This is a genomic window from Williamsia sp. (assembly GCF_036566845.1).
Classification (GTDB): domain Bacteria; phylum Actinomycetota; class Actinomycetes; order Mycobacteriales; family Mycobacteriaceae; genus Williamsia.
In genome coordinates, this window is the sequence record NZ_DATCVM010000254.1 from 68121 (window position 1) to 84381 (window position 16261).

The 16261-nt window shown below is 65.9% G+C and carries 17 protein-coding genes; 2 read left to right on the plus strand and 15 right to left on the minus strand.

Annotated features, from left to right (window positions below):
* Window positions 1–5: 5 nt before the first annotated feature.
* From VIQ49_RS24675 to VIQ49_RS24715, 9 genes are all read right to left on the minus strand, one after another.
* Window positions 6–440: a hypothetical protein gene (locus VIQ49_RS24675; protein ID WP_331889223.1), complete on the minus strand. Its 435-nt coding sequence runs from the start codon at window positions 438–440 to the stop codon at window positions 6–8.
* Window positions 437–1462, minus strand: a complete 1026-nt coding sequence (locus VIQ49_RS24680) for a hypothetical protein (protein WP_331889224.1) — start codon at window positions 1460–1462, stop codon at window positions 437–439. Before VIQ49_RS24680 ends, VIQ49_RS24675 begins: the two co-directional genes overlap by 4 nt.
* The gene (locus VIQ49_RS24685; RefSeq protein WP_331889225.1) at window positions 1456–1785 is read right to left on the minus strand and encodes a hypothetical protein; all 330 of its coding nucleotides are present in this window, start codon (window positions 1783–1785) and stop codon (window positions 1456–1458) included. Before VIQ49_RS24685 ends, VIQ49_RS24680 begins: the two co-directional genes overlap by 7 nt.
* Window positions 1785–2159, minus strand: coding sequence for a YbaB/EbfC family nucleoid-associated protein (locus VIQ49_RS24690; RefSeq protein WP_331889226.1), 375 nt, complete (start codon window positions 2157–2159; stop codon window positions 1785–1787). Before VIQ49_RS24690 ends, VIQ49_RS24685 begins: the two co-directional genes overlap by 1 nt.
* A 26-nt stretch (window positions 2160–2185) precedes the next feature.
* A complete protein-coding gene (gene trmD / locus VIQ49_RS24695) occupies window positions 2186–2905 on the minus strand; it encodes a tRNA (guanosine(37)-N1)-methyltransferase TrmD (RefSeq protein WP_331889239.1) in 720 nt (239 codons plus the stop codon).
* Between the two features lie 37 nt (window positions 2906–2942).
* Window positions 2943–3467 carry a ribosome maturation factor RimM gene (rimM, locus tag VIQ49_RS24700; protein WP_331889240.1) on the minus strand — a complete coding sequence of 175 codons (525 nt, stop codon included), beginning with the start codon at window positions 3465–3467 and terminating at the stop codon, window positions 2943–2945.
* A 13-nt stretch (window positions 3468–3480) separates the two neighbouring features.
* Window positions 3481–3723, minus strand: a complete 243-nt coding sequence (locus tag VIQ49_RS24705) for an RNA-binding protein (RefSeq protein ID WP_020107279.1) — start codon at window positions 3721–3723, stop codon at window positions 3481–3483.
* Window positions 3720–4175, minus strand: a complete 456-nt coding sequence (gene rpsP, locus VIQ49_RS24710; protein ID WP_331889227.1) for a 30S ribosomal protein S16 — start codon at window positions 4173–4175, stop codon at window positions 3720–3722. Before rpsP ends, VIQ49_RS24705 begins: the two co-directional genes overlap by 4 nt.
* Window positions 4176–4521: 346 nt before the next feature.
* Window positions 4522–5481, minus strand: a complete 960-nt coding sequence (locus VIQ49_RS24715) for an NAD(P)/FAD-dependent oxidoreductase (RefSeq protein ID WP_331889228.1) — start codon at window positions 5479–5481, stop codon at window positions 4522–4524.
* 79 nt (window positions 5482–5560) lie between these two features.
* Between VIQ49_RS24715 and VIQ49_RS24720 the strand changes: the two genes are divergently transcribed.
* Window positions 5561–6133: an XRE family transcriptional regulator gene (locus VIQ49_RS24720; RefSeq protein ID WP_331889229.1), complete on the plus strand. Its 573-nt coding sequence runs from the start codon at window positions 5561–5563 to the stop codon at window positions 6131–6133.
* Between the two features lie 4 nt (window positions 6134–6137).
* Here VIQ49_RS24720 and VIQ49_RS24725 read toward each other — a convergent pair whose 3' ends face one another.
* The 6 genes from VIQ49_RS24725 to ftsY all read right to left on the minus strand — a co-directional run bounded on the left by VIQ49_RS24725 (window position 6138) and on the right by ftsY (window position 14827).
* A complete protein-coding gene (locus tag VIQ49_RS24725; protein WP_331889230.1) occupies window positions 6138–7214 on the minus strand; it encodes an amidohydrolase family protein in 1077 nt (358 codons plus the stop codon).
* 47 nt (window positions 7215–7261) lie between these two features.
* Entirely contained in the window at window positions 7262–8848 is a 1587-nt protein-coding gene (gene ffh, locus VIQ49_RS24730) for a signal recognition particle protein (protein WP_331889231.1), read from the minus strand.
* A 4-nt stretch (window positions 8849–8852) separates the two neighbouring features.
* Window positions 8853–11372, minus strand: a complete 2520-nt coding sequence (locus VIQ49_RS24735; RefSeq protein WP_331889232.1) for a [protein-PII] uridylyltransferase — start codon at window positions 11370–11372, stop codon at window positions 8853–8855.
* A gap of 4 nt (window positions 11373–11376) precedes the next feature.
* Window positions 11377–11715: a P-II family nitrogen regulator gene (locus VIQ49_RS24740; protein ID WP_020107271.1), complete on the minus strand. Its 339-nt coding sequence runs from the start codon at window positions 11713–11715 to the stop codon at window positions 11377–11379.
* Window positions 11716–11766: 51 nt separating this feature from the next.
* The gene (locus tag VIQ49_RS24745) at window positions 11767–13110 is read right to left on the minus strand and encodes an ammonium transporter (protein WP_331889233.1); all 1344 of its coding nucleotides are present in this window, start codon (window positions 13108–13110) and stop codon (window positions 11767–11769) included.
* Between the two features lie 232 nt (window positions 13111–13342).
* A complete protein-coding gene (ftsY, locus tag VIQ49_RS24750; protein ID WP_331889234.1) occupies window positions 13343–14827 on the minus strand; it encodes a signal recognition particle-docking protein FtsY in 1485 nt (494 codons plus the stop codon).
* Between the two features lie 155 nt (window positions 14828–14982).
* On the opposite strand from ftsY, the gene egtB reads away from it, so the two are divergent.
* On the plus strand, window positions 14983–16227 hold the full coding sequence (gene egtB, locus VIQ49_RS24755) for an ergothioneine biosynthesis protein EgtB (protein WP_331889235.1): 1245 nt from the start codon (window positions 14983–14985) through the stop codon (window positions 16225–16227).
* The last annotated feature ends 34 nt before the right edge of the window (window positions 16228–16261 follow it).

Genomic DNA, 16261 nt, shown 5'->3' on the forward strand with positions numbered 1-16261 from the left:
AAAGATTAACCCCCGATGTGATCACGAAGTACATTTGCGACCAAAACGGTCGAACCGGTCGCGGCGCAGGCCTCGCAGACGAGTTCCCGCAAACCATTCCGTCCCTCGCCGGCGATTCCGAACTCGAGTGCCGCGACGGCGCGAGCCCGGCCGAACTCCGCCCGGTACTCCGCTGTCCGGCCCGCGTGGACGGCAGAGAACGCCAGGCCGTCGAGTCGGGCCCGCAGCGATCCGATCGACAATCGGTGGGTTGCACTGATCGGGCGGTACGCCCGCCAATCGGTGAGGACTGCGGTGATCACGCCGTCGGTCGGAACCGTCGCGGCGTCGAGCGCGGTGACGGTCAGCATCAACCCTGCCCGGCTCACCTGCCCGGTGTCGATGCGCGCCACCAGAGCCGCGACGCCTGAGCCGAGTGCGTCGATCCGGTGCGCCGTCACTGCCCGGAATCCTGCTCGTCGCCGTGGCTGTCGCCCACCCCGAGGTTCTGGATTCCGTTCTCGGCGATCGCGGCCGCGACTTCCGGAGGGGGCGGGGTTGCGGCGCAGACCGCCAACGGCTCGATGTCGCGTTCGGCGAAGTACCCCATGATCGCGAGTTCGGGCGCCCGACCGTCGCCCACAGCCATCTCGTGCGGTTCCAGCGCCGTACCCGGTCGCAGGTATCCGCCCAGTTCGCTGGTTCCGACCACCACAACGTGGCGGCCATCGCCCGATGCCCCCAATCCGACCGCCAGCCGGATCCATGGCGCCACCTCCGGCGGCTGCATCGCGGCAAGGTGCGCCGCACGGGAGCGCAGCATCGCCAGATCTGCGTCGGCGATGTCGAGGCCTGCCCGGTCATCAGCCCCGCGCGCGTGCACCATCGCCCCGGCCAACGTTCCGGCCGTGGCGCCGGCCATCGGCGCCATCATCGGCGCTCCCCCGCTGCCGGACTGCGCGTGACCGGACTCGGGGTCGTCGCGCGAATGCAGGTCGTCCGGCGATCGCAGGTCGTCGGTGATGTCGCGGGTCTGCCAGTCGAGTTGTGTGACAGCAGCCGTCATCACCCGCGCCGCCGCGTCGTGTGCCCCGGACAGCATGGTGGTCTCGCCCGTCGCGGCCGCGACAACCTGACCTGCCAAGATGTCCCGGTCGGCCATGGCCGCCACCACTGTGAGCCGATGCTGCGTTTCTGCAACCGCTTCACCGTATGCGCGCGTGGCGTGTCCCTGACGTTCCAACCGGGACCGTGCTGCGGCCAGATCGGTCTCGCCGATGCGTCGCGCCAGATCGGCCATCGCCTGCGCCGTGAGACCGTCACCGGTGGCGGCGATGTGACGGGCCGTGTCGGCGAGAACGACCTGTAGGTCCGCCAGGCGCTGTGACAGTGCCGCGAACCGCTCGCCCGCAAGTTGGACTCGTTCGGAATCTGTTGCCGGCCAGACCTTTTCCAGGAGCGCAGCAACCGGCTCGCTCAACATGGCCGCATCCGCAGGCCGGCGGCGGCAGCGGTATCGACATCACTCAACTCGTTGGCGACGCGGGCGAGGTTGTCGGTGAAGGCGACCACGGAACTGCGAACCACGTCCAACTCCGCCGCGGTCAGCCGGGCGACCGCAGCCTGCGCCGCATTGAAGTCGGCCCCGGTGTGATGGCCTGAGCAGTCGTGCCGAAGATCGGCGATGATCGCGTCCACCTCGGCGAGCGCCGCATCGATCTCCCCGGCAACCGGGGCGAGGCGACATGCCGCAGCGGCCAGCGCTGCATCCTCGACGAACAGATCGCCACCGATGACGTCGTCCATCACGCCCCTCCCCGAACGGCGACCTCATCCAGATCGCGGTACTGCGGTCCCGGGTTTTCGACGATGTGCCCGATCAATTGGTTCCGTTGCCCGGAGAGCTCGTTGTCGGCCCTGGTCACGAGTTCGAGGATCAGCGCCGACAATTGGTCGGCGCGGTAGCGGCGCAGTGCCAGCGATTCCAGATGCAGGTCGACCAGGACGCCACGAGCGTTCGTGACCACCGTGACGAGGCGATCGGTCGAGGTCACCTCGACGGTCATCGTGCGCAGTTGTTCTTCGACCTCACGAAGTTGCACACGCTGTTCGTCAACTTCGTCCAGCACGGAATCCCATGCCCGCCTGCTCACAACTGCCCTGCCCGATTCGGCACTCATCGCCACCCCCCAATGGTGTGCCGATCCTAACCCGCGCCGGACTCCGTCGGGTCGGGTGGCAGCAGATCCGGCGGCAAGAGGTCGGGTCGGCGCGCGCGGGTGCGTTCGATGGACTGCTCGCGGCGCCAGCGTTCCTGTTTCGCGTGGTCACCACCGAGAAGCACCGGTGGAACGTCGAGCCCTCGCCACGAAGGTGGCCGAGTGTAGCTCGGACCCTCGAGCAGGCCGTCCGAGAACGAGTCCTGCTGATGGGAGTTCGCGTTACCCAGGACTCCGTCGATCAGCCTGACAGTGGCCTCCACCATTGCCATCACGGCGACCTCGCCACCGATGAGCACAAAGTCACCGATCGAAACCTCTTGGACCCTAACGCGTTTGGCTGCATCGTCGATGACCCGCTGGTCGATACCCTCGTAGCGGCCGCAGGCGAAGACGATGTGACGTTCGGAGGTCCAGGCCTGCGCGGTGGCCTGGGTGAACGGCACGCCGGCGGGTGTCGGCACCACGAGGAGCGCGTCGTCCGGACAAACCTCGTCCAGGCATGGACCCCACACCGTCGGCTTCATGACCATCCCTGGTCCGCCGCCGTAGGGCGAATCGTCGACGGCACGATGCACATCGTGGGTCCAGTCGCGCAGGTTATAGGTGTCGACCGCGAGGATTCCCCGATCAATGGCCTTGCCCAGCAATGCCATTCGCATCGGTTCGAGATACTCGGGAAAGATGGAGACAACGCCGATCCGAATGGCCGGCTCCGCCGTACCCGTCACCGGGACACCTCGATCACTCCGGATCCAGCAGGCCGTCGGGAGGGTCGATCTCGATGACGTCGCGGCCCACCGTGGGGACGATTTCCGTCACGAAAGGAATGAGGATGTCGCGGCCGTCTGCCGTCTTCACCGACAGCAGATCGCCGCCGGGCATGTGGACGACGTCGGCGAGTACACCGACCTCCACGCCGGACACGGTCCGGACAACGGCCCCCTGGAGCTCATGGTCGTAGAACTCGTCGGGGTCGTCGCCGGACGAGACCTCGGCCGAGTCGATCAGGAAGAGGGTGCCACGCATCTCGGTCGCCGTATCGCGGTCATTGACCTCGGCCACCGTCAACAACAGCCGCCCGGAATGATTCCGGGCGGCGCTCACCGTGTAGTTGTTCTCGACAAACGTGTTCTTGCCGGTCGATTTGCGCCCACGAAGGACACGACCGACAGCAAAACGTTCACCGGGTTCATCGGTCCGGACGTCGACCACCAATTCACCGCGCACACCGTGCGTCTTGGCTACGCGACCGACAACCAGATCCATCGGTGCGTCCCGATCAGCGATCGGTGTCGACGATGTCGACACGCACACCCCGGCCACCGATACCGGTGACAAGAGTGCGCAACGCGGTGGCCGTGCGGCCGTTGCGGCCGATGACCTTACCCAGGTCTTCCGGGTTCACGTGGACTTCGACAAACCGTCCGCGCCGACCGGTGACGAGCTCAACGCGCACGTCATCCGGGTTGGCAACGATGCCGCGAACGAGATGTTCGACTGCGTCAGCGACAACGACACTCACTTGTCGGTGGCCTCGGGAGCAGCGGCCTCAGCGGGGGCCTCGTCAGCAGGCGCGTCGGCCTTCTTGGCGGCCTTCTTCTTCGGGGTGGTCGCCTCGGCGGCCGGTGCGTTGTCGGCCGCAGCGAGCGCAGCGTTGAACAGGTCAAGCTTGGACGGCTTCGGCTCGGCAACGCGCAGGGTGCCCTCGGCGCCCGGCAGGCCCTTGTGCTTCTGCCAGTCACCGGTGATCTTCAGGAGTGCCGCGACAGGCTCGGTCGGCTGTGCGCCGACTCCCAGCCAGTACTGCGCGCGCTCGGTGTCGATCTCGATCAGCGAAGGCTCTTCCTTGGGGTGGTACCGCCCGATGGTCTCGATGGCCCGGCCATTGCGGCGGGTACGCGAGTCGGCGACGACGATGCGGTACTGGGGATTGCGGATCTTGCCGAGGCGGGTGAGCTTGATCTTGACAGACACGTGTTACTTCCTTCTGTGGTCACAGTGCAATTCGGCGACGCTTCGGAATTGAAACGCCCGGTTTTGCTGTTCATGTGGTGTGACCGCCGGTCGGTGTTGAGCCGGGTCCGGCGAACCAGCGGCCCATTCTGCCAGAGCCGGTGCCCCGAACTGAAATCGCGGCACTTCGCGCCCGCCGATTCCGCCGCCGAACGTGCCCCTGTTTCCGCCGAACGTGCCCCTGTTGCCGCCGAACGTGCCCCTGTTGCCGCCGAACGTGCCGAACTGACCAACAGTCGACATCTTCGGCACGCTCGACGGTGTTGTGGGCCCGCTCGACGGACGGTAGGCACGCTCGACGCTGCCTTCAGACGGTCGCGGCGGCTCCGACGGCCGTCTGAATCTCTTCGTTGATGAGATCTGCGTTGATCTGGGCTCCTGCCAGCGCACCGGCGGACGCTGCACCGGAGACCTGCGCCATCAGATTGGTCACGTTCCCGGCCACCCACACCCCCGGCACCGACGTCACCCCGTTCTCGTCGGCGGGAATGTGCTCCCCCACGCCCATCGGATGCTCCTGCGATTCGAGTCCGAGATCGGCGACGAATCCTGCTCGTGCGACAAACCGTGGCATCACGGTCACCGCCTCGCGCTCCACGAACGTGCCGTCCGCGAGCCGGACGCCGGTCAACTTGTCGTCGGACGACTCCACTGCCGCCACCGCGCCTTCCACGACGCGGATCCCGCGTGCCGCCAACGCAGCGGCATCCTCGTCGGACGGGGTCATCGCGTCGTTGAGGAAGAGCGTCACATCCGCACTCAACTGGCGGAACATCTGTGCCTGATGCACGGCCCAGGCATTTCTCGCCAGAACACCGATCGCCTGGTCACGCACCTCCCAGCCGTGGCAGTACGGGCAGTGCAGCAGGTCTTTGCCCCAGCGCTCACGCAGGCCCGGGATGTCGGGCAGCTCGTCGATCAATCCCGTCGTCAGAAGCAGACGACGCGCACCGACCGTCCGCCCGTCCGCGAGGGCCACGACGAATCCGGTGTCGACGGTGCCCGAGACCGAGACGACCTCCGCGTCCACCAGATCGACCCCGTAACGGCGGACCTCGTCGCGACCGAGTTCCAGGAGCTCGGCCGGCGGTATCCCTTCCCGGGTGAGGAAGCCGTGCACACCTGCGGCCGGCGCGTTCCGCGGAGCCCCGGCGTCGATGACGAGAACCGATCGCCGGGATCTGCCCAGCATCAACCCTCCGCTCAGACCCGCGGCGCCGCCGCCGATCACCACCACGTCGTATTCGTTCTTCATGTCATCAGTCATGGTCCCCACCTTGCGCCCCGTCGGTCTTGCATGGCAAGGATGCTTGCCATCTCGGCAATTTCTGGCCACACTCGGATCCATGGATACCGAGCTGAATCAGGCCCTGACCGCGGTCGGACCGCGACTACGTGCACTGCGCCGTGACCGCGCGATCACCTTGTCCGACCTGTCGGCGACCACCGGTATCTCCGAGAGCACGCTGTCCCGACTGGAATCCGGCGGCCGCAAACCCACCCTGGAGCTACTGCTGCCGCTGGCCAAGGCGTACTCGATCCCCCTCGACGAACTCGTCGGCGCACCACCGACGGGTGATCCACGGATCCACCTGCGGCCGATCAGCCGCCACGGCCGTACCTTCATCCCGCTGTCGCGGCGCGCTGGAGGTGTCCAGGCGTTCAAGCAGATCATGCCGCCGCGAGACGTCCAGGACCCCGAACTCAAGACCCATGAGGGTTATGAATGGTTGTACGTCCTGTCGGGCCGGGTCCGGCTGATCCTCGGAGAACAGGATCTCGAGTTGTTGCCGGGCGAGGTGGTCGAGTTCGACACCCACATACCCCACTGGATCGGTGCCATCGGGCCGGAGCCCGCCGAGGTTCTCAACCTCTTCGGCGCACAGGGCGAACGCGTGCACGTACGAGCCCGCAGCTGACCGCTCAGATGATGTTCCCGCCGCAGACAATGGTCTCCGGCGCCCGCAAGGCAGTCAGGTCCTCGATCGGATCACGCGGCAGCACAAGGACATCCGCACGATCGCCGTCATCGAGTTCGCCGACGCCGAGCCAACGTCGCGCGGAACCGCATGCAGCGTCGATCGCGGCGCGTGCCCCCAACCCGATGTCCGCCAGCGCCACGACCTCGTCGACGATGCGCCCATGTTCCACGAAACCGCCGGCGTCGGTCCCGGCGTAGATGTCCACTCCGGCCGCAACGGCGTTCGCAAACGTGTCCGGGGCGTCCGCGTAGAGCTTGCGCATGTGGCGCTGGTACGCCGGGAACCGATCGGCCCCATCGGCGATCGACGGGAAGTTCTCCACCTGGATCATGGTGGGTACCAAACCGATTCGCTGCTGCGCCATCACCGCGATGAGTTCGTCGTTGAGACCGGTGCCGTGTTCGATGCAGTCGATGCCGGCGCCGATCAATCCGTATAGCGCCTCGGTACCGAACACATGCGCGGTCACCTTGGCGCCACGTTCGTGCGCGACGGAGATGGCTTCGCGCAACACGTCCTCAGGCCACAGCGGCGCCAGATCGCCGGTGTCGCGGTCGATCCAGTCGCCCACGAGTTTGACCCAGCCGTCCCCGGCGCCGGCTTGTCTCGCCACTTCGGCAGGCAGATCCGCGACGTCGTCGAGGTCGACGCCGTAGTCGCGGAGGTATCGCTTGGGGCGGGCGATGTGTTTGCCCGCCCGGATGAACTGCGGACATCTGGTATCGGCGTCAAGCGGATGTGTGTCCAACGGTGACCCGACTTCACGGATGAGTGTCGCACCGGCCCGGACGTCGGCGTAGGCGAAAGCCCGGGCCTGCTCGATGGTCACACCGAGTCCCGGTGCGATGCCGACGTGATTGTGGGCGTCCACGAGTCCCGGCATGATCCACCCGCCCTCGGTGACGGTGACCGCCTCCGGCACCGGGTCGTGAGAGATCATCCCGTCGGCGGCCCAGAACTCGATCGGCTCCCCGGTGCCGACCGCAAAACCGCGAAAGTGCAACTTCGCCGCCGTCACCACAACCGACCCTCCCACTACCTTTGCCCCGACTACTTCTGCCCCGGCTACTTCTTCTTGGGCCGTTGGAACTGGCTCACGTCGATGCCCTCGAGTCCCGGGGGAATCTGGTCGAGGCCGGCAGGCATGTTAGACAGATCCGGGAAACCGGCCGGCATGCCTCCGGGCATTCCGCCGGGGAAACCGCCACGCACCTTCGGTGGAGTCGGTCCACGACCGCCCTTCTTGCCTTTCTTGCCGCCCTTTTTGCGATTCACCTTGCGGTTGCCGCCCGGCATGCCCATCCGGCCCGCCATCTGCGACATCATCTTGCGTGCATCGAAGAATCGGTCGACGAGCTGGTTGACGTCGCTGACAGCGACACCCGAACCGTTGGCGATACGGGCCCGGCGAGATCCGTTGATGATCTTCGGGTTCTCGCGTTCGGCGGGTGTCATACCGCGGATGATGGCCTGCACCTTGTCGAGCTGTTTGTCGTCGACCTGAGAGAGCGCATCTTTCATCTGGCCCGCACCCGGCAGCATGCCCAGCAGGTTACCGATCGGGCCCATCTTGCGGATCATCAGCATCTGCTCGAGGAAATCCTCGAGCGTCAGCTCACCCTGGCTGATCTTGCTGGCCGCATCTTCGGCCTGTTGCACATCCCAGTGCTGCTCGGCCTGCTCGATGAGGCTGAGCACATCGCCCATGCCGAGGATCCGGCTCGACATCCGGTCCGGATGGAAGACGTCGAAGTCTTCGAGCTTCTCGCCCGACGACGCGAACATGATCGGACGGCCGGTCATCTCGCGCACCGACAACGCCGCGCCGCCGCGGGCATCACCGTCGAGTTTGGTGAGCACCACACCGGTGAAATCGACGCCGGCCGCAAACGCCTCAGCGGTCGCCACCGCGTCCTGACCGATCATGGCGTCGAGAACGAACAGCACTTCGTCCGGATTCACCGCGTCGCGGATCCCCCGGGCCTGCCGCATCAGCTCTTCGTCGATACCGAGCCGGCCGGCGGTATCGACGATCACCACATCGTGGAGCTTCGACGTGGCTTCGGCGACACCACCTTTCGCGACCTCGATCGGTTCGGCGAGGCTCTCGGCGCCATCATGTCCGGAGACACCGAGCTCGCCGGAGCCACCGATGCTCTGCCCCGGATGAGGTGCGTAGACCGGGACACCGGCACGTTCACCGACGATCTGCAGCTGACTGACCGCACCGGGACGCTGGAGATCACAGGCCACGAGCATGGGCGTGTGGCCCTGCTTCTTCAGCCAGGCCGCCAGCTTGCCGGCGAGTGTCGTCTTACCGGCACCCTGCAGGCCCGCGAGCATGATGACGGTGGGCGGGGTCTTCGCGAACTGGATCCGCCGGGTCTCACCGCCGAGGATGCCGACGAGTTCCTCGTTGACGATCTTGACCACTTGCTGCGCCGGATTCAGCGCCGCGGACACCTCGGCACCCTTGGCGCGTTCTTTGATCCGGCCGATGAAACCACGGACCACGGGCAGCGCCACGTCCGCTTCGAGGAGCGCGAGACGGATCTCGCGACAGGTGCGATCGATATCGGCATCGGACAGCTTGCCCTTGCCGCGCAGATCGGTCAGGACACCGGCCAACCGGCCTGAGAGGGAGTCGAACATTCCCCTAGCCTATCGGGACACCGGATTTACCGGGTTTGTCGTCATGCTCTCGGGGTGGCGCAGGTGGTGGCACGACCGCCAGAATCGCCTCTTCGAGCTGGTCACGGGTCTGCGAGCCGTCCCCGGGCAACCGGATGCAGAACGAGTCGACCACCGATCCGCCCAGCGTGGCGACCTTGGCCCACGTGATGTTGGCGCCGTGGTCTTCGAGCACCGCACTGACCCGGGCGAGCAGGCCCACCCGATCGCCGGCACGGAGTTCGAGGATGACGCTGTTGTCGTCGTAGCCGTCGAACCAGATGACCTTCGGCGGTGCCTGCGCGAACAGGGCGGGCACTGCCGGAGACACGTTGCCGTCCGGTGGCGCGGTCGGAGCGGAATCGCGTTCCTTGGCGTCGAGCCGTGCGATCACATCGATCCCGCCTTCGACCGCCTGGATCAGCTGCTGGCGCAGCAGCCCCACCTCGCCGGGGTCACCGAAGATGGGTGACACGAGGAAGGTGTTGACCGCACTACCGGCATGGGTTTGCACCACCGCGCCGAGCAGCCGCAGCCCCCGCAACGACAGCACCCCTGCCATCCGGGACAACAACCCCGGTTGCTCAGGCGCGATCATGGTCACCGCGAAGGTGTGCGGGTTGTCCGTGTTCACCAGGTCGACGCTGATGCCACCGGCCTCGGCCAGCGCGATCAGTTCCGGGGTCAACGGGTCGGGGGTGGAGAGTTCCTCTCCGTCCATCAACCGCAGGCACCGCCTGACGAGTTCACCGATCAGCGAGGCCTTCCAGTCACCCCAGACGCCGGGACCGGTGGCCAGTGAATCCGCCTCGGCCAGCGCCGAGAGGAGCTCGAGCAGAACCCTCGAGCCGCCGAGTGTGTCGACGACACTCTGCACCGTTGCCGGATCGTCGAGGTCGCGGCGAGTTGCCATCTCGGGTAGCAACAGGTGGTAGCGCACCATCATCGACAGCGTCGCAACGTCTTCGGGCCACAGGCCGAACCGATTACCGATCTGGTTGGCCAGTTCGGCACCGACCACACTGTGATCGGCTCCGCGGCCCTTGCCCAGATCGTGTATCAGCGCGCCGAGTACCAACAGGTCGGGTCGTGACACCCGCGTCGTCAGCGCGCTCGCGTTGGCGGCCGTCTCGACCAGATGCCGGTCGACGGTCCAGGTGTGCATGGCATCTCGGGGCGGAAGATCCCGCACCGCACCCCATTCCGGGATGAGCCGGCCCCACAGGCCTGTCCGGTCCAACGCCTCGATCGGCCCGATCATGTGCTCGCCGGAACCGAGGAGCACCAGAAGATCGCTGAGCGCATCGGCCGGCCACGGTTCACGGAGTTCCGGCGCGAAATCGGCCAGCCTGGCCAGTGTCGACGCAGCCATCGGAAGACCGGTGCGCGCCGACGCGGCCGCGACCCGGAGGATGAGTCCAGGGTCCTTGCTGGGGAAGGCATTTCGGGCGAGGGCGACCTCACCCTGGTGTTCGACAACACCCTCGTCGAGCGGGCGGCGAATCGGCGAACGCCGCAACTTCGACAAACCCTTGCGCGGCAACGAGTTCGACGAGGTCCGCAAACCCACGTCGACGGCATAGCTGATGGTGCGGGCACTGTCGCTGATCGTGCGTGCCAATTCGAAACGATCACCGATCCGGAGTGCGGCACCGATCTCGTCGGCATCCTGGGCCCGCAGTTGTTCCCTGGGCCGACCGGTGATTCGGTGCAGTTCGGTACGAACGTCCAGCAACCGGGTGTACGCCTGCCGCAGCCCACCACCGGGCGAATCCGGCCTGAGCGCAGCCATGCCATCGGTCAGCTGCGCAATGGCCAGAGCGTCGAGCATGTGGACATCCCGAAGGCCGCCGCGACCGTATTTGAGGTCGGGTTCGGCCCGGTGGGCGATGTCTCCGCTGCGACGCCAACGGTCGCGGGCCTGATCGACCAGACCCGGAAAGCGAGACCGGATATCGGTGCGCCACTGGCGGCGTATGCCGCCGATCAGGAGCCGCGAGAGATCTTCGTCGCCGGCGATGTGCCGCGCCTCGAGAAGACCCAGGGCCGCGGTCATGTCGGACGCGGCGACCTGCAAGGCCTGCGACACCGTGCGCACGCTGTGGTCGAGTTTGATGTGCGCGTCCCACAGCGGATACCAGATCTGGTCGGCGACCTCGGCGACGACCGCAGGGTCCATCTCGTCGTGGAGAAGGATCAGGTCGAGGTCCGAATGGGGCAACAACTCCTGGCGTCCGAGTCCGCCCACCGCGACGATCGCAAAGCCGCTGCCTGGTTTGATACCGATCTCGGCAGCCTTGGTGGTGAGCCAGAAGTCGTGCAGGTCGACGAGCACTCGCCGCAGGCCGGGCGCATCGATGCGCTTGGTTCCTTCGGAGCGGGTGAACAGCTGCTTGCGGGCGGTGACGAGGTCCGTCGCCGCAGCAGGAGTCGGGTGAGACGACTGCGGCCCTGCATCCGAGGGTTCCTCGGAAGCAGGACCGCGACCGCCATTATGAAATGGCATTGTCTTACAGGGCTTCGCTGCCGCGTTCTCCGGTACGCACCCTGACAACGGCTTCCACCGGGGACACCCAGACCTTGCCATCACCGATCTTGCCGGTGCGCGCGGCTTCTACGATCACATCGACGACCTTGTCCACCGCGGCGTCGTCGACGACAACCTCAACCCGAACCTTGGGCACGAAGTCGACCGAGTACTCCGCACCGCGGTAGACCTCGGTGTGGCCCTTCTGGCGTCCGTAACCTTGGACCTCGCTGACGGTCATTCCGACAACACCTGCTTGCTCCAGGCCCGCCTTGACATCTTCGAGCGTGAAAGGCTTCACGATCGCGGTAATGAGCTTCATTTCTTGTATCCCTCCATGAGGATCACGTGGCGAGTATTGAGTTTCCAGGACTTATGCGAAGTCGTACGCGCTTTCGCGGTGATCCGTCTCATCAATACCAGTGTCCTCATCCTCTGCACTGATCCGCCAGCCGAGCGGCTTGAGGGCGAGCGCGATGATCGTGGTCAGGACAGCGGTGAATGCGAGTGCGACCAGTGCGATGACAATCTGGATGACGAGCTGCTTGCCACCGCCACCGTAGAAGAGGCCGGTCTCGGAGGCGAGCAAGCCGATGGCGATGGTGCCCCACAGGCCGGCAACAAGGTGAACACCGACGACGTCGAGCGAATCGTCGTAACCGAGCTTTGTCTTCAAACCGACGGCGAGTGCAGCGAGCACACCAGCGATGACGCCGAGGATCAGCGAACCGACCGGGGTCAGCGAACCACAAGCGGGCGTAATCGCGACCAGGCCTGCGACGATGCCAGAAGCTGCGCCGACACCGGTGGCCGATTTGTCCCGGATCTTTTCCACGGCCAGCCAGCCGATCAGACCTGCTGCGGTGGCGGCCGCGGTGTTGATCCACACCAGACCGGCACTTACGTTGGCTGCCAGAGCCGAACCGGCGTTGAATCCGAACCAGCCGAACCAGAGGATCGCTGCGCCGAGCATCACGTACGGAACGTTGTGCGGCCGGTACGCGGTTCTGCCGAAGCCGAGACGCTTGCCCACGATGAGGGCGAGGACCAGACCGGCCATACCGGCGTTGATGTGAACCACGGTGCCACCGGCGAAGTCGATCGGGGCAACCTTGGCCGCGCCGTCCTCACTACCGAATATCCACGACGCGATGCTGTCTTCCGAACCCGAGAGCAGGCCGCCGCCCCAGACCATGTGGGCGAGAGGGAAGTACACGATGGTGACCCAGATCCCGCTGAAGACGAGCCAGGTCGAGAACTTGACGCGCTCGGCCACCGCACCGGAGATCAGCGCCACGGTGATCACCGCAAAGGTCAGCTGGAAGGCCATGAAGACGTACGACGGGATCGTCAGACCACCCGTCACCACCAACTCGAGCTCTTCGCCGTCGACCACTTCCGTCAAGGTATCCGAGAGCTGGCTGGAGCCGAAGAGGGCAAAGGGATTCGAGAAGATTCCAGCGATATCGTCATCGCCGGTTATCCCGTTTCCGAAGGACATCGAGAAGCCCCACAGCACGTAGATGATGCTGACGACACCCAGAGCGGCGAACGACATCATCATCATGTTGAGAACAGCTTTTGAGCGCGAGAGGCCACCGTAGAAGAAGGCCAGGCCGGGGGTCATGAAGAGCACCAGGGCCGCGCTGACAAGAATCCACGCGGTATCACCTGGATCTGATACCCCGAATGATTCGGTTGGCAATGCCGATACCACTGTAAGAAACCTCCTAGAGTGCGCCGACGGCTCGGCGCCTTCAAAGAGATTGGCTGGCAAGGGTTTCGTTTGTGGTGCTCTGATGTTTCATGCGTGTGAACCACAGCCGGGTTCATGTTTCATCTATGTATACCCGCTGGAGCGACGTTGACCAGATTGCCCAGGGAGCGATGATTTGTTGTGTCGTTCGGTCTCACTCGCACGAATGCGTGCGAGCGCAGCCCACCTCCGGTCAGCCCAGCAGCGCGTCGACAAACGCCTCGGGCTCGAAGGGCGCCAGATCGTCGGCGCCCTCACCCAGTCCCACGAGTTTGACCGGCACACCGAGTTCGCGCTGGACGTGAAAGACGATCCCACCCTTGGCCGTGCCGTCCAGCTTGGTCAGGACCACACCCGTGATCGACACGACTTCGGAGAACACCTTCGCCTGGGTCAAACCGTTCTGTCCGGTCGTCGCGTCGAGGACCAGCAGCACCTCGTCGACCGCTGCCCGCTTCTCGACGACTCGTTTGACCTTGCCGAGCTCGTCCATCAGTCCGGTCTTGGTGTGCAACCGGCCGGCGGTGTCGATCATCACGACATCGACACCTTCATCGATGCCGCGCGTCACCGCGTCGAATGCGACCGCGGCCGGATCGGCGCCCTCTTTACCGCGCACCACCTCGGCGCCCACCCTCTCGGCCCATATCTGCAGCTGGTCGGCCGCCGCGGCGCGGAAGGTGTCTGCTGCACCGAGCAGCACCCGGCGGCCGTCGGCCACCAGCACGCGAGCCAGTTTGCCAGTGGTGGTCGTCTTGCCGGTGCCGTTGACACCGACCACCAGCAGGACGGACGGATTGCCGGCGTGCGGCAGCGCCCGGATCGATCGGTCCAGGTTCGGCTCCACCTGCGCGATCAGCACCTTGCGGAGCAACGCACGGACCTCGGCCGCCGAACGGACGGGCGCCTGCGCGAGTTCGGTCCGCAACTGTTCCACCACGGCCATCGTCACGGACGTACCGAGGTCGGCCATCAACAGCGTGTCCTCGATCTCTTCCCAGCTGTCCTCATCGAGGTCGCCGGCACCGAGTATGCCGAGCATGCTCTTGCCCAGCGCGTTCTGGGACCGCGACAGGCGGCCACGGAGTAGTCCGAGCCGTCCCGCGGTCGGCGCGATCTCATCGAGGACCGGTCCTGCGACCTGCGGCTCTGGTTCTGGCTCGGGGGTCGGCTCGGGCTCGGGGGTCGGCTCGGCCTCCGGTGTGATGACCTCCGGTTCCAGGACCTCCGTGGACGCCGCCTCGGGCGCGGCGGGCTCGGGTTCTGCGAGCTCGGGTTCGGTAACCGGCTCCGGTTCGGTTGCCTCGGGCTCGGCGACCGCGGGCTCTGCCGCTTCGGGTTCGACGAGCTCGGGTTCGACCGGCTCGGGTTCGACAACCGGTTGCTCGATGACCTCGGGCTCCAGCACGATCGCGTCGCCGGGTTCGCTCGGCACGTCCGGAGTGGGCGGTTCGGCCAGTGCGGTTCCCGAGCCGCCCTGGGTGAACGAGAAGCCCGAACCCGCCTGATAACCACCCGATTTGTCGACCTGCCGGGTGCCATCTGATCCGGTGACCTGATCTGTGCTGTCGCGCAGCGAGATTCGACGGCGGCGCGACACCACCAGGCCCGCGACCACCAGGGCCAACAGCAACACGGCAACGACAACAACGATCGCGATAACGGCACCAGAGTTCACCGGCCCAGTCTGCCAGAGCGGATCTGCGCCGCACGCCCGGACACAGTCGGCGGAACGTTCACAGGCTGCACCGATCACCCGGCATCTGGGCGTACGGTAATTGTCAGACCCTGCCCCCATACTCGTTACGCCCTGACCACCACCAGGAGACGAACATGAGCATTTCGGTTGACCAGTCCGCCCTGACCACCAGATTCCTCGACACTCGCAGGCTCACCGATCGTCTCACCGCTGCGCTGTCACCCGAAGACCAGACGCCTCAGTCGATGCCGGACGCCAGCCCCGCCAGATGGCATCGCGCGCACGTCAGCTGGTTCTTCGAGGAGTTCATCCTTCGTGACCTGCCCGGGTACGCCGTCTACGACGAGTCGTTCCGCTATCTGTTCAACAGCTATTACGAGGCCGTCGGCGCGCGGCATCCGCGGCCGGAGCGTGGCCTGATCACCCGTCCCGGCGTCGAGGAGATCACCCGCTACCGCGAGTACATCGACGCCGCCCTGGTCCAGGCCCTCACCGAAGGCCGGCTCGATGACTGCGCGGTCGAGCTGGTGGAACTCGGCTGCAACCACGAACAGCAGCACCAGGAACTGCTGCTGATGGACATCAAACACCTGCTCTCGATCCACCCGTTCGCACCCGTCTACGTCGAGCGACCGGTCGAGTTCCCCTCCGAACCGCCGGCGTCGGCTCCGGCACTGCGCTGGCAGTCGATGCCGGGTGGCCTGGTCGAGGTCGGGGCCGACGGTCCCGGATTCAGCTACGACAACGAGGGCCCTCGCCACACCGTCTACCTCCAGGAGTACGAGATCGCCAACCGACCGGTCACCAACGGCGAATGGTTCGAGTTCATGGCCGACGACGGCTACCGTCGCAGCGAGTTCTGGCTGTCCGACGGCTGGGCCCGCATCCAACAGACCGGATGGGACTCGCCGGGTTACTGGAGCCATGACGACGGCACCTGGACCACGTTCACGTTGTCCGGCCGTCGGCCGGTCGTCGCCGACGAGCCCGTTGTCCACGTGTCGTTCTACGAGGCCGACGCGTACGCCCGTTGGGCCGGCGCTCGCCTACCGACGGAGTTCGAGTGGGAGAACGCTGCCGCACTCACCGGCGGTCGTCGTGGCGGGTTACTCGATCCACAGCGATGTCACCCGTCGATCGCCACCGAGGCGATGATCGGCGACGTGTGGGAGTGGACGTCGAGCGCGTACCTCCCCTATCCGGGTTTTGTCCCCGCCAACGGCGCGGTCGGCGAGTACAACGGCAAGTTCATGAGCGATCAGCACGTGTTGCGAGGCGCGAGTGCCCTGACACCGCCCGGGCACGAACGGATCACCTATCGCAATTTCTTTCCGGCGCCGTCTCGCTGGGTGTTCAGCGGCCTGAGGCTGGCCCGATGACCGTTCCGCAATCGCACGCGTCCGTGAACCCTGA